Consider the following 12914-nt stretch of genomic DNA (forward strand, 5'->3'; position numbering starts at 1 on the left):
ATGCGGCGCAGGGCGTCAGGCGGTCGGTGGTCTCAGGCGTGGAAGCAAGGCATTCTCGATGCAGCGGATGATATCAGTGTCCTGGAACGGCTTGTTCAGAAAGCACGAGGCACCCGCGTCGCGGGCGCGCTGCTCGTAGCCTTCCTGGGCAAAAGCGGTCATGAAGACCACCGGCATGTCGTAGCCGCGGGCACGCAGCGCTTCGCACAACGCGAAGCCGTTCATGGCGGGCATCTGGATATCGGTGATCAGGCATGCAATGTGGTCGATCGACGCGGACTGCAGCAGCTCTGGACCGCTGCTGAAGAGTTCCACATCCAGGTCGAACGAGCGCACCAATCGTCCCATGGCATGCCTGACGGAAGCGTCGTCGTCGACGATGGCAATCACGGGGGTGGCAGTCACACAAAATCCTTGGAGTCGTCTTGAGCGGTGACGAGGGTCCGACACCCTCCACCGCTTGCAGACAGGATAGTCCCGTGGGCCTGCGGCCCATATCATACGGTGGTATTGTCGTCGCCCCGCTGACACACCGTACCGTTTGCCATACCCGACGCCGGGCGCGGGAACCCCGTTCCGGAGCACCGACGGCACTCGCCCATGAACAGTGTCGGTTAATACCTTGGTATTAGTCGTCACCATCCCCCACATCGTCATTCGTGACCTGACATGGTCAGAAGTTGTGCCGCATGCCGAGTGCCAGCGTCTGGGGATCCGCCCCCGCGCTGACGCCGAGTTCGTTGATCGCGAAGTCATAGATCGCGCGGCTCCGGTTGTTGATGCGGCTGTAGAACGCGAACAAGGCCGTGCGCTTCGACAGGGGGTAGTCGTACCCGATCGTGATCTGCGTCGCGCCGGTATCCGGGCCGCTGCGGAAGAACCCGATCGTGTCCGTGGACGATCCGGTGCCGTTGGCCGCCAGACCGAAGCCGATGCGCACGCTGCCCACGCCCACCTGCTGCACCAGCGAAGCGTAGTACGCGTTGCGCTGCAGATCGCCGGTATCGGTGCGGTAATGCAGATGCTCGTAGACGACCGCGACGCGCGTGCCTGCCACGATCTGCCACGCCGCGCCGAACTTCAGCGCGTCGTCGTTGCGGCTCGCCGCCTGATAGTGCTGGTGCACCTCGTAGGCGACCGTTGCGTTCAGCGGCCCCGAGTCGTAGACCACGGCCGCCGAGTACAGCGCGGGGTTGCGCGCCACGGTGGTCTTCTCCTCGGGCAGGCCCGCCCCGAGCCAGACGCTCACCGGGCCGAACGACGGCGACCGGTACTGCACGATGTTCTTCTGCCGGCGATCGAACGAGCTGGTGTCGTCGATATTATTCGACGTCGACGTGGACCCGTTGCCGATCAGGGCCATGTAGCCGGCCGTAGTCGGGTAATAGGGGTCGTAGCCCATCGTCGCTTCGGTGTAGGGCGTGTGCCAGTGGCCGCCGAAGATCAGGCCATAGTCGCCCTGAAGGCCCACGCGGGAGTTGCGGCTCGCGATCACGCCCTGGCCGGTGTCCAGCGAAATATTGCTCTCGATCTGCCACACTGCCTTGAAGGTGCCGCCAAGGTCCTCCTCGCCGCGCAGTCCGAACACCGAACGGTAGTTGGTCTGGCGCACGACGCTGCCGAGTGCGGTGCCGTCGGTGGCCGTGCTCGCGCGCGAGTATTCGATGGCGGTGTTCAGCCGGCCGTAGACCGTGAGCGAACCCGCCATGGCGGAGCCGGACACCGCGGCGGTGCCGCCAACCGCGATCAATACCGGCGCCAGCGTACGCCGGCGCCATCGTGTCACGGTCCGCCTCATGACGCGGCCGCCCGGCGACGCTGGCGCAGGTCGTCCCACGCGATCAGCAGGAACGCGCCGCACAGGCCAAGATGCTCGTAGAACGCGTTCATGAGCATGAAGCGCGCCTCGGGCGGAGCATCCCAGTACCGGTTGGCCATGAACGTCGCGCCGAGCGTGAAGGCGCCCAGCGCGAGCGCGGCGAGCCAGCGCCAGAAGCCCAGCACGATCATCGCCGGCGCCACCAGTTCGAGCGCGATCACCAACGCCGCGGCGGGCGCCGCCGGCGCGATGCCAAAGTGCTGCATCTCGCCGACCGCGCCGCCGAAGTCGAACAGCTTCACGAGGCCGCCTTGCAGGTAGGCCGCGCAGATCAGCAGCAGCGCCAGCGTGCGCACCCAGTTGGGCGGAAATCCGTCGCGCATCAGAACGCCCAGCAGGAGCAGCCGAGCGCGCCCCAGAACGAGCTTTCGTCGCTCGTCGGCACGCTCGAGGTCCAGGCGCGCGCATGCGCGTGCCCGTGCACGCCGCACGACGAGGCACAGCCGCAGGCGGTATTCATCGCCAGCTTCGTCTGCGCGGTCGGGCGAGGCTGATAACGGCTGCCGTGGCGCGCGGGCGACCAGTCGGGCATCGCCGGCGGCAGGTCCGGCGAGTACTTGCCGAATTCGCCGTCACCGTAGACGACCTTGCCGCCGAGCACCGTCATGACCGAGGTGATGTCCTGGATGTCGTCGCCGGGTACCGAGAAGTAGTCGGCCGAGAGCACCGCGAGGTCGGCCAGCTGACCCACGGCGATGCGGCCCTTCTTGCCTTCCTCCGACGAGAACCACGTATTGGCTTCCGTCCACAGGCGCAGCGCCGTCTCGCGATCGAGCAGGTTGGCCTGCGGGTACATCGACATGCCGCCCACGGTCTTGCCGGTGGTGAGCCAGTACAGCGACACCCAGGGGTTGTACGAGGCGACGCGCGTGGCATCTGTCCCTGCGCCGACCTTGACGCCGCGCTCGAGCATCTTCTTCACCGGGGGCGTGGCCTCGGCGGCCTTCGCGCCATAGCGCTCGACGAAGTATTCGCCCTGGTACGCCATGCGGTGCTGCACGGCGATACCGCCGCCGAGCGCCGCGATGCGGTCGATGTTGCGGTCGGTGATGGTCTCCGCATGATCGAAGAACCAGTTCAGGCCCGTGAACGGAATGTCCTTGGCCACTTTCTCGTACACGTCCAGGGCGCGCGAGATGGTCTCGTTGTACGTCGCATGCAGGCGCCACGGCCAGCGCTTCTCGGCCAGCAGTCGGATCACGGGTTCGAGGTCCGCTTCCATCGAGGGCGGCATGTCGGGCCGCTCGACGCGGAAGTCCTCGAAGTCGGCCGCGGTATAGACGAGCATTTCGCCCGCGCCGTTATGACGGTACAGGTCGTCGCCCTGACCCGGCTTCACCGTGGACGTCCACGTCTTGAAGTCGCTGAGCTCTTCCTTGGGCTTCTGCGTGAAGAGGTTGTAGGCGAGGCGCACCGTGAGCTGCCCTTCCTCGTGCAGCTCCTCGATGATGTTGTAGTCCTCTGGGTAATTCTGGTACCCGCCGCCGGCGTCGATCACGCCGGTCACGCCCAGACGGTTCACCTCGCGCATGAAATGGCGCGTGGAGTTCTTCTGGTATTCGGGCGGCAGCTTCGGGCCCTTGGCCAGCGTCGCGTAGAGGATCGTCGCGTTCGGCTTGGCCAGCAGCAGGCCGGTGGGATTGCCTTGCGCGTCGTGCACGATCTCGCCGCCCGGCGGGTTTGGCGTGTCCTTGTTGTAGCCCACCGCGCGCAGCGCGGCGCCATTCAGGATCGCGCGATCGTACAAATGCAGGATGAACACGGGCGTGTCGGGCGCCACGGCGTTCAGTTCCTCGATCGTCGGCAGGCGCTTTTCGGCGAACTGATGCTCGGTGAAGCCGCCAACCACGCGCACCCATTGCGGCGCGGGCGTGCGGTCGACCTGCGCCTTGAGCATGCGCATGGCGTCGGCGAGCGAGCGCACGCCATCCCAGCGCAGCTCCATGTTGTAGTTCAGCCCGCCACGGATGATGTGCATGTGGCTGTCGATCAGGCCGGGAATCGCGCGGCGGCCGTTCAGGTCGATCACGCGCGTCTGCGGCGTGGCCAGCTTCATGACCTCGTCGCGCGTGCCGACGCTGACGAACCGTCCATCGTGGATGGCGACGGCATCCGCCTGCGGACGCGAGCGGTCGAGCGTCGTGAACTTGCCGTTGACGAGGATCAGGTCTGGCGTCTGGGACGGGGACATGGCGAAGATCTCCGAGGAGGCTGCCGCGCCCAGCGCGGCAGCCGAAGCAAGGAACTGACGGCGACGCATCAGCGCTCGATCACCGGTGCGTGCACGGGAGCGATCGACTCGTGCGGGGTGGCGGTGCGCTGGGCAGCCTTGTGCACCATCGTATAGGCGTAGTCCACGCCCATGCCGTAGGCGCCGGAGTGTTCCTTCGCCACGGCCATCACGGCATCGTACGTGTCGCGGTTCTTCCAGTCACGCTGCCATTCCAGCAGGACCTGCTGCCAGGTCACCGGCACCACGCCGGCCTGGACCATGCGCTGCATGGCGTAGTCATGCGCGTCCTTGGTCGTGCCGCCGGAGGCATCGGCCACCATATAGATCTCGTAGTTGCCTTCCAGCATCGCGCACAGCGCGAAGGTCGTGTTGCACACCTCCGTCCACAGGCCGGCCACGACGACCTTGCGGCGGCCATTGGCGGCCAGCGCGTCGCGGACCTTCTGGTCATCCCACGAATTCATCGAGGTGCGTTCCAGCGTCTTCGCATTCGGGAACACGTCGAGCAGTTCCGGGTACGTGAAGCCGGAGAACGACTCGCTTTCCACGGTCGTGATCGTGGTCGGCACGTTGAAGATCTTGGCGGCCTTGGCCAGGCCCACCACGTTGTTCTTGAGCGTCTGGCGGTCGATCGACTGTACGCCGAACGCCATTTGCGGCTGATGGTCGATGATGATCAGCTGGCTGTTGTGCGGGGTCAGCACTTCGAGCTTGGGATTGGACATGATGTCACTCCTTGCGACGGGTTGGGCAGGAAACCGAAGACTATGTGCGAGCCCCCGTCGCGACCATCCCCTCATCGTATTAGCGCTATCCACTAACGGGAGGACTGCACACGTTTGTACAAAAACCGCACAGCCGTTCTATCGGTTGATGCAGTGCGGCATGTACATTGCCACCGGGTCGCCAGTTGCCGCGGCCCCTGGACAGACCCCGTCGGCGGACCGTTGACGGTTGCATAAGGAAAGGTGCCCTCATGACCCGCTCGAACCGCACGGATCCGGCCGCCGGCCAAGGCCCGCTGGCTGCGCTGGCCGCTTCGATCGCGCATGCCCTGCGTGAGCCGCTCACCGCGATCGGGCTCGAGGCGGGCGCCGTGCAGCGCGTGCTGCGCGGCGGGGACGCCGATCTGCCGTGTCAACCCGAGGTGGCCCAACAACTGCGGGAAGGCCTCCGCCGCATCCAGGAGCAGGCCACGCGCGCGGAAGCGCAGATCCGCTGCCTGCAGGCGCTCATGCTGGCGGAGCACGGGCTGTCGGGCGGTGTGCCCGGCGATAGCCTCGCGGCGTTCGACCTCGGCCAGGCGATCGATGACGTGGTGCCGCTCGCGCGCGCCGCGGTCTACAACGCCGGACTGGACCTGCATGTCGAGGTCGAGCCGTCGGTCTCGCGCGTCAATGGGGAACACGCGCGCGTCCAGCACGCGGTGCTCGGCCTGCTGGCGGAGACGCTCGATGGCCTGGGCGCGGTCCCGCCACGTGCGGCGCGGCTGGAGCTTGCCGCGCGCAGCGACGCGCAGGGCAGCGTCACCATGGCGCTCATGCTCGACGGCCAGACCCTCCGCATTGCGGCGCTCCCGGTCCGTCCGGTGTCGCCCGCATCATGCGTCGGTGCGGGTGCGCATGCATGACTTCACCGCATCCTGCTATCCTCTGGTGGTCTTATGCCGCACGACTTCCAGAATCTCATGCCCGCGATTGCCCTTCGAACGGCGCACCCGCCGTTGCCTCAGGCGCCCGGCCCGGTGGGCGTGGATCCTTTCGGCTGCACGGCTGACCGGCTCAGCGACGACCAGGCGCTGATCGGCAAGGACGTCCAGTTCTATCGCAAAAGCTCGCTGGGCAAGCGCGCGACGCAGGTAGAAATGCCCGCGACCGACCGCGGCGTGCTGCTGGGGGTCTCGCTGCGGGGCGGCCATCGCCGCCGCATTTTCGACGGCAGGCATGGCCGCACGCATGACTTCGATAACGGCGCGATCTACCTCCGCAGCCTCGCGGTCGACTACAAGGCGGATTTCTGCAGCGACTTCGACTTCATGCTCGTCGAGATCTCGCGCACGTTCATCGAGCGCGTGGCGATCGAGCGTGGCGCGGCGACGCCCGAACTCCAGCCGCTGGCGGCCCATGCCGATCCAGTGCTCGCGCATCTGGCGCACGCCATGGTGCCGCTGCTGCAGCATCCGGAGCAGGCGTGCCAACTCTTCGTCGATCAGCTGAGCCTCGCGATCGGCGCGCATCTGGTGCATCGCTATGGACACGGAACGGCCTTGCCCGAGGACGGCGGCAAGTCGCTCAGGCGCCTGCCGCCGCGCAGTGTCGAGCGCGCTAAGGAGATGCTCGCCGCGCGCTTCGACGGCAATCTGTCGGTCGGCGAGGTCGCCGACGCGTGCCAGCTGTCGCGCAGCCACTTCACGCGCGCGTTTCGGGAATCCACGGGACAGACGCCGCACCAGTGGCTCATCGAGCGCCGGCTGGAACGCGCCTATGCGCTGCTGCGCGACACCGACCTGCCGCTGGCCGAGGTGGCCGTGTCCTGCGGGTTCTGCGACCAGAGCCACTTCACCCGCGTGTTCTCGCGCGCCACCGGCGTTACGCCGGGCGTCTGGCGCCGCGGCGCCGCCGGCTGATCAGTCCGCCTCCGCGGCGACCAGCCCCAGCGCCCGCGCCATCGTGACGAGTTCCGCGAACGACCGGGCCTGCATCTTCTTCATCGTCTGCGCGCGATAGGTCTTCACCGTTGCGGGACTGATGTCGAGCATGTCCGCTACCTGCTTGTTCGACAGCCCGCGCGCGAGCAGCGTCATCGCATCGCGTTCGCGTGGGGTCAGGCTCGCGAAGCCGATGCGCAGTGCCGCGGTGCGTTCCAGCTCCGCGCGGCGCTGCACGTCGAGGTGAAGCGCTTCGAATACGGCATCGATCAGTTCCTGATCGCGGAACGGCTTGGCGATGAAGTTAATCGCGCCCGCTTTCATCGCCGCCACGGTCATCGGCACGTCGCCCACCCCGGACAGGAACACGATCGGGGTTTCGATACCGTCCTCGCGCAGGCGCGCCTGCAGGTCCAGGCCGCTGAGCCCGTCGAGCGAGATATCCAGCACGATGCAACTCGGCTGATCGGGCATGGGCGCGGCCAGCAACGCCTCGGCCGTCGTGTGCTGCACCACGCGCAGGCCAATCGATGCGAAGAGACCGGATACCGCCTCGCGCACGGCCGGGTCGTCGTCCACGACGAGAACGAGAAACTCGTTCGCCGCGTCTTCGGTCCATTCTGAGAATCGGTAGGTGGCTTCCATATGTCGATACTTAAAGCTTTGGATCAGGCGGAATGACGAACTGGAAGATCGCCCCCGCGGGGTGATTCGGCGATGCCCACAACCGGCCCGCATGCGACTCCACGATCGACCGGCAGATTGCAAGGCCCATGCCCAGTCCCTGCGCCTTGGTGGTGTAGAAGGCCTCGAACAGCTGCTCGGCCTGGTCCGGATGCAGCCCGACGCCTTCGTCGTGAACCGCCACCAGCACGCCGCCCGAGTCGGCTCGTGCCGTGCGCACGAGGATCTCGCGGCGCCGGCGCGGCTTGCCTCCCTTGCTGTTTCGGTCGCCTGGTCTGTTAGCCTCGGCCTCCCCCTCGGCGCTCGCCTCGATCGCATTCATCAGCAGGTTGAGTACCACCTGCTGCAGCTGGACGCGGTCGCCCGCCACGCGGGGGAGGTCCGTAGCCAGTGTCATGGCGATGGCGCAGCGCCGGCGGGTGGCCTCGCCGCGCACCAGCGGCAGCGTATCCTCGATGACCGCGTTGAGGTCCACGCATTCCTGCGCGGTAGCCGTTTTCTTCAATAGCGAGCGCATGCCCACGATCACCGCGCTCGCGCGCTCGCCCTGCGCGGCCACGCCTTGCAATGCGGCTTGCGCCTCGTCGATATTCGGTGGCGCGCGGCGCAGCCAGCGCATGGCCGCGCTCGTGTTGGCGATGATGGCGGCGAGCGGCTGGCTGACCTCGTGAGCGATCGACGATGCAAGCGCGCTGAGCGTCATGACCCGCGACACGTGAGCGAGTTCGCACTGTGCCTGCATCCGGGCCGCATCCGCGCGCCGGCGCTCATGGTACAGGCGGCTGTTCTCGAGCGCGACCGCCGCCTGGGAGGCAAGCAGCTTGAGCATCGCCGCGCGCGCGGGCACGAACACGCGCGGGGCCAGGCGATTCTCCACATACAGGATGCCGACCAGCGTCGCCTGGTTGAACAGCGGCAGGGCAAGCATCGAGCGGGGCCGATGCCGTTGCACATACACGTCGGTCATGTAGGCGGACAGGTTGGGCGCGTTGTCCACGGCCACGCTTTCGCCCGTGGCGAGTACCTGCTCGATCAGCGGCATCGGCGCGGTGTCCGGGGCCATGGGCACCATGGCCTCGGTCGCGTGAACATCGGCGTCGGCCTCCGCCTCGGGCGTCCGGACGACGATGCCCTCGTCATCCGCGAAGGCATCCGCCGCGAGCCGCGGGCGGCCGTCGCGCAGCAGGATCAGCATGCCGCGCGTAGCGCCGGCCTGCTCCAGCGCGGTGCGCATGAGCGTGTCGACAAGCTTGTCCAGATGGATCTCGCGCGAGATCGTCTGCGACACCTCGAGTACGGTCGCAAGGTCCAGATGCTCGAGCGGCGCGCCGATGGTGCCGGTCAGCGCGGCGGGGCGGTCTTCGTCGGTGAGGCGCGGGTAGAGCGCATCCAGCTGCCACACCTTGCCGTCTGCGCCCCAGTGGCCATAGCAGCGCCGCGCTTCGCGCAGATACATGCGCGCCACCTTGGGCAGCCCACGCGATAGATAGAACCGCGCCGCCAGTTCGTTCGCCAGCGCCTGATGGTGCACGAGCGCATGGTCGCGCGCGGCCTCGATGGCGGCTTCATAGCGCCGCATCGCTTCCATGTCGCGGCCCTCGATCCGCGCGATCTCGGCCGCGACGAGGGCGGCGCGGTCGGAGAACGTTGCGGGGCAGTGGGCGGCCCAGGCCTGTAGCTGGAGATGGTAGACGGCCAGTGCCTCCCGCCGCTGCTGCGCGTCGGCCGCGTTGTCGCGCTGTGCCGCGAGCGCCAGCGCCGCGTAGAAACAATGCTCCGCCTGCTCCAGAAACGACGGACAGGACCACAGCAGCTGTTCGGCCTGTGCGGCCGCATGCACCGCCGCATCGATATCGCCCGCGAAGAAGCGCGCCTGCAGGCGCCGGATCCAGTACCAGCACGCCGCGAGCGCGAGGCCTGCGTCGCCGGTGACGCGCTGCGCGAAGGCGGACTCGTTGAAGCCGCTCTGGCCGCCGCGGCCCGGATGGTTGCCGGGTTGAACGGGCTCGTCGAAGGACCCGAACACCGGTGTCAGGCCGCGCAACGTGCGAATCAGCTGCAACTGTGGCGCGATGCGGTCGGTGGCGAGGCCGAAGCGCGCCTGGCGTGCATAGGCCAGTGCGGCCTCGGCTTCCGGTTGCACCGTGGCCAACGCGTCGCCAGCGACGAGCGCATGCGTGATCAGGTTGTTGTAGATGAACGAAGCATAGGTCACGTCGCCGACGCGGGTCATGGCGCCGAGCGCGCGGCGCAGCACGCCCGTCGCCACGGGCAGCGGCTCACGCCACGGCAGCACGTGTCCGCCCACTACCTGGTACACGCGCGCCTGCACACCCCCGATGCCGCGGCGGTCGGCCAATGCGATCGCCAGTTGCGCGAACGCAAAGTTCTCGGCGTTCCCCGAGGCCCTTTCGAGGATCATCGCGAGCCACGCATAGCCGAGCGCGGAGGTATCCGCACTGCCGTGTGTCAGGCTCAGGTTGACCAGCCGGAGGATCACGCGCGTGCGCAGGTACTCGTCCGTGTACCAGGCGGGCGGCATCAGCGCCATCAGCACATCCATCGTGCCCAGCGCCACGCGGTCGGTCATCGGGGGCAGGTCTAGCAGGTCGGAGATGGGCCGGTCTCCCAGCCGCTCGCGAAGCCGCTGGCGCAGCATGCCGAACTCCCGCTCGACATCCTCCGCGCGCGGATGCGCACTCCAGCCGCCTTCGGCGCGTTCGAGGTACGCGACGCCAACGGCGACCGCGCGCTCGCGCTGGTCGCTCGACATCAGCAATTCGAGCAGCATCCGCGTGGCGGCGGCCAGTTCGAACAGGTTGGCATTGGCCGCGATCAGCGCGGCGAACCGGCGTTCCGCTTCCGGGATGTCGCGCGGAGGCGCCGTCTTTTCGGTCCGCGCCTTGCCGGGCGCTGCGGCAGACGCCCGAACACGATCCTCGCGATGGCGAGTGGTCCTGTCCTCGCGGCCCAGCGGAAACGGGGCAATGTCGCCCCCGTGGCGCCACGCTTCGAGGCAGTGGCGCAGGTCAGCGGCGAGGCCCGCCGCGCTCTGGTAGCGGTCTTCGGGCGCCTTGGCCAGGAGCTTCATCACGATCTGCGCGAGCGGCGCGGGAATCCATGGCCGCCCTTGATCGACCGGCGCGGGCGTGCGCGCAACGTGGTTATAGACCCAGTCCTGCGCGTCATGCGCGCGAAACGGTAGCGCGCCCGCCAGCATTTCGTAGAGCGTGATGCCCAGCGCGTAGAGGTCGCTGCGCGCATCGACGGGCTGGTCCATGCATCCGGTCTGTTCCGGCGCCATATACGCCAGCGTGCCGGCGATCTCCTGGAGCGGCGCCTGCGGGTCGCCGCCGCCGGTCGCGTGTGTGGCGATGCCGAACCCCGTCAGCCAGGCGCGCGCGCCAGACGCCGCGCCATCCGCGGCATCCACGAGGATGTGCGCGGGCTTGATATTGCGATGGAGCAGGCCGGCATCGTGCAGCCCGGCGAGCGCGGACGCGATCGGTAGCGCGAGCCGCAGAAACCGGTCGACCTCCATCGGCGTGCCCGTGAGGCGGCATAGCGGCGTGGCGCCCGGATCCTCGAGCAGCAGCACGCCATGTCCGTGCTCGCGATGCCAGGCCAGGGGGCGCGCGGCCCACGCGCTGTCGAGCACCTCACGCAGCGCGTATTCGCGCGACAGCCGGCACAGCGTCGCGGGCGCGGGGTTGTCGCTGAGCGTCCAGATCGCCAGCATGGGGTGCCAGCGGCCGTCCGCGTCGGGACGGCGGAACTTGCCGAAAATAACGTCGGCATCTTCCCAGAAGATCTCGAAGCCAGATTCGCGGCGTGCGTCCAGAAATGAAGAGGCGTACATCGTCCGAGCGTCAGCAATCCAGTACAACATCCGCCACTCGCGGATGGATCGAGGCAATCGCGCCGCCGGACGGTGTCCGGCGCAACGCCTGCAAACTTTTACTTCGCAAGCTTTTAACAGGCGAGGGGGTTGTCGGATGACTTTCCCCTACAAGCTGCACGGTCTTTATGTTCTCCGTCTTGTCGGCGACTGCAGTGGCAATGGTAGGCGCTGGGCAGAATTTTACTTCAAAAAAATTGAATTACGCGTTCGACGAAAAATCGGCTTCGCTGCCTGCGCAGGGCCTATATTCCTGTCCTATTCGTAGTGTCGCTGCGGCGACTATATTGCGCCAAATTGAATGACATCCCCGGAGCCAAGTATGTCGCCCACGTCTCAACCCCCCTCTCCTCAGTACCACGTACCGGCGTTCGCGTTCGTCGCGGGCTTTATTGACGTCATCGGCTTTATCGCGCTCGCGGGTTTGTTTACCGCGCACGTCACGGGCAACCTGATCATGATCGGCGTCGCATCGGTGGGCCAGGCCGAGTCGCTCGCGCTCAAGGTGCTCGCATTGCCGACCTTCGTCGTCGCCGTGGCGCTCGTGCGCATCACGGAGAAGCGGCTCGTCGGGCGGCAGCGCCATGCGGTGGCGATGCTCGTCGCCATCGAGTGCATGCTGCTGGCATCGTTCGCCATTGCCGGTATCGCCCTGACTGGCAAGTCCGGCACGGCAGCCGTCTGGCTGGGCACCGTCACCGGCTTGCTCGCCGTGACGGCCATGGCGGTGCAGAACGCGTTGTCTCGGACGGCGCTCGTCGATCTCGGCCCCACGACGATCATGACGGGCAACACGACGCAGGTCGTCATCGATCTGGTGGATCTGCTGTCCGCCGCGCCGGCCGAGCGAGCGCCGATTCGCGCGCGGCTGGCCAAGATGGTGCCGGGCGTGCTCGCGTTCGCGGTGGGCGCGATTCTCGGTGCGCGTCTTTATTTGTGGGTGGGCTACTGGGCCGCGTGGGTGCCGGTGGTCGTGCTCGCGACGCTGAGCGGCGCGCGTGTGCGCGCGGCGGCTCCCGTCAATACGGCCGTATGAGGCCGATTCAGCAGCCGCTGAGCGCGCGCTCGATACAGTGGATCAGATCGTCCTCGTCGAAAGGCTTCGAGAGAAACTGCGTCGCCCCGGCGGCGCGCGCGTTCTGTTCCATGTTGTCGCCGGCGAACGCGGTCATGAGGATCACCGGGACCTCGCATCCGCGCGCACGCAAGGCCTGACAGATGGCGAATCCGCTCATCGTGGGCATCTGCACATCGCTGATGATGCAGGAGAGGGCGTCGATGCACGGCGCGTCCAGCAGGTCCGGACCACTGGCGTAGAGCTCCACGCGGTAATCGAACGAGCGCAGCAGGCGGCCAACCGCGACACGCACGGCTTCGTCATCGTCGACGATGGCGATGGCGGGTGTAGCGGGAGAATCGGTCTGGGACATGGCACCGGAAACAGCAGTCACACGGAATCCTTCAAGGTTCCTCAGGGCGGCGGCAGCATCGATGGGCTCGCGCCTGTCGCCACCAGAGGTGAGCATACTGTCACGCGCCCATTGTTGATATCCCACAATTGGGTGCTGTTGCT

General features: G+C 67.2%; 11 protein-coding genes. 3 read left to right on the plus strand and 8 right to left on the minus strand.

What is annotated here, in order from left to right; translation table 11 throughout:
- Nucleotides 1-15: 15 nt before the first annotated feature.
- The 5 genes from KHP16_RS08910 to KHP16_RS08930 all read right to left on the minus strand — a co-directional run bounded on the left by KHP16_RS08910 (nt 16) and on the right by KHP16_RS08930 (nt 4837).
- Complete coding sequence (locus KHP16_RS08910) at nt 16-405, minus strand: response regulator transcription factor (RefSeq protein WP_244214621.1); 390 nt, start codon at nt 403-405, stop codon at nt 16-18.
- 268 nt (nt 406-673) lie between these two features.
- The gene (locus tag KHP16_RS08915) at nt 674-1798 is read right to left on the minus strand and encodes a porin (protein WP_109583667.1); all 1125 of its coding nucleotides are present in this window, start codon (nt 1796-1798) and stop codon (nt 674-676) included.
- Nucleotides 1795-2202: a DoxX family protein gene (locus tag KHP16_RS08920; RefSeq protein ID WP_179593991.1), complete on the minus strand. Its 408-nt coding sequence runs from the start codon at nt 2200-2202 to the stop codon at nt 1795-1797. Before KHP16_RS08920 ends, KHP16_RS08915 begins: the two co-directional genes overlap by 4 nt.
- Nucleotides 2202-4070 carry an amidohydrolase gene (locus KHP16_RS08925; protein WP_179593990.1) on the minus strand — a complete coding sequence of 623 codons (1869 nt, stop codon included), beginning with the start codon at nt 4068-4070 and terminating at the stop codon, nt 2202-2204. Before KHP16_RS08925 ends, KHP16_RS08920 begins: the two co-directional genes overlap by 1 nt.
- A gap of 68 nt (nt 4071-4138) precedes the next feature.
- Nucleotides 4139-4837: a hydrolase gene (locus KHP16_RS08930; protein ID WP_109583664.1), complete on the minus strand. Its 699-nt coding sequence runs from the start codon at nt 4835-4837 to the stop codon at nt 4139-4141.
- Between the two features lie 251 nt (nt 4838-5088).
- On the opposite strand from KHP16_RS08930, the gene KHP16_RS08935 reads away from it, so the two are divergent.
- Both KHP16_RS08935 and KHP16_RS08940 read left to right on the plus strand, forming a co-directional pair.
- The gene (locus KHP16_RS08935) at nt 5089-5742 is read left to right on the plus strand and encodes a histidine kinase dimerization/phospho-acceptor domain-containing protein (protein WP_211960033.1); all 654 of its coding nucleotides are present in this window, start codon (nt 5089-5091) and stop codon (nt 5740-5742) included.
- A gap of 57 nt (nt 5743-5799) precedes the next feature.
- Nucleotides 5800-6738: a helix-turn-helix domain-containing protein gene (locus tag KHP16_RS08940; RefSeq protein ID WP_109583796.1), complete on the plus strand. Its 939-nt coding sequence runs from the start codon at nt 5800-5802 to the stop codon at nt 6736-6738.
- On the opposite strand, the gene KHP16_RS08945 is transcribed toward KHP16_RS08940, so the two are convergent.
- Complete coding sequence (locus KHP16_RS08945) at nt 6739-7404, minus strand: response regulator transcription factor (protein WP_115953430.1); 666 nt, start codon at nt 7402-7404, stop codon at nt 6739-6741.
- A gap of 10 nt (nt 7405-7414) precedes the next feature.
- Nucleotides 7415-11302 (minus strand): protein kinase domain-containing protein, encoded by a 3888-nt coding sequence (locus KHP16_RS08950; protein WP_211960034.1) that lies wholly within the window; start codon nt 11300-11302, stop codon nt 7415-7417.
- 361 nt (nt 11303-11663) lie between these two features.
- On the opposite strand from KHP16_RS08950, the gene KHP16_RS08955 reads away from it, so the two are divergent.
- Nucleotides 11664-12377 (plus strand): YoaK family protein, encoded by a 714-nt coding sequence (locus KHP16_RS08955; protein ID WP_211960035.1) that lies wholly within the window; start codon nt 11664-11666, stop codon nt 12375-12377.
- Nucleotides 12378-12384: 7 nt separating this feature from the next.
- Here KHP16_RS08955 and KHP16_RS08960 read toward each other — a convergent pair whose 3' ends face one another.
- Complete coding sequence (locus KHP16_RS08960; protein WP_309136562.1) at nt 12385-12867, minus strand: response regulator transcription factor; 483 nt, start codon at nt 12865-12867, stop codon at nt 12385-12387.
- Between the last annotated feature and the right edge of the window lie 47 nt (nt 12868-12914).

This window comes from Cupriavidus plantarum (assembly GCF_905397285.1).
Classification (GTDB): domain Bacteria; phylum Pseudomonadota; class Gammaproteobacteria; order Burkholderiales; family Burkholderiaceae; genus Cupriavidus; species Cupriavidus plantarum.

Bases quoted from the DNA above. Each gene is read 5' to 3' on its own strand.
- KHP16_RS08915 (WP_109583667.1), bottom strand. From the start codon at position 1,798: ATGAGGCGGACCGTGACACGATGGCGCCGGCGTACGCTGGCGCCGGTA.
- KHP16_RS08920 (WP_179593991.1), bottom strand. From the start codon at position 2,202: ATGCGCGACGGATTTCCGCCCAACTGGGTGCGCACGCTGGCGCTGCTG.
- KHP16_RS08925 (WP_179593990.1), bottom strand. From the start codon at position 4,070: ATGTCCCCGTCCCAGACGCCAGACCTGATCCTCGTCAACGGCAAGTTC.
- KHP16_RS08930 (WP_109583664.1), bottom strand. From the start codon at position 4,837: ATGTCCAATCCCAAGCTCGAAGTGCTGACCCCGCACAACAGCCAGCTG.
- KHP16_RS08935 (WP_211960033.1), top strand. From the start codon at position 5,089: ATGACCCGCTCGAACCGCACGGATCCGGCCGCCGGCCAAGGCCCGCTG.
- KHP16_RS08940 (WP_109583796.1), top strand. From the start codon at position 5,800: ATGCCCGCGATTGCCCTTCGAACGGCGCACCCGCCGTTGCCTCAGGCG.
- KHP16_RS08945 (WP_115953430.1), bottom strand. From the start codon at position 7,404: ATGGAAGCCACCTACCGATTCTCAGAATGGACCGAAGACGCGGCGAAC.
- KHP16_RS08950 (WP_211960034.1), bottom strand. From the start codon at position 11,302: ATGTACGCCTCTTCATTTCTGGACGCACGCCGCGAATCTGGCTTCGAG.
- KHP16_RS08955 (WP_211960035.1), top strand. From the start codon at position 11,664: ATGTCGCCCACGTCTCAACCCCCCTCTCCTCAGTACCACGTACCGGCG.
- KHP16_RS08960 (WP_309136562.1), bottom strand. From the start codon at position 12,867: ATGCTCACCTCTGGTGGCGACAGGCGCGAGCCCATCGATGCTGCCGCC.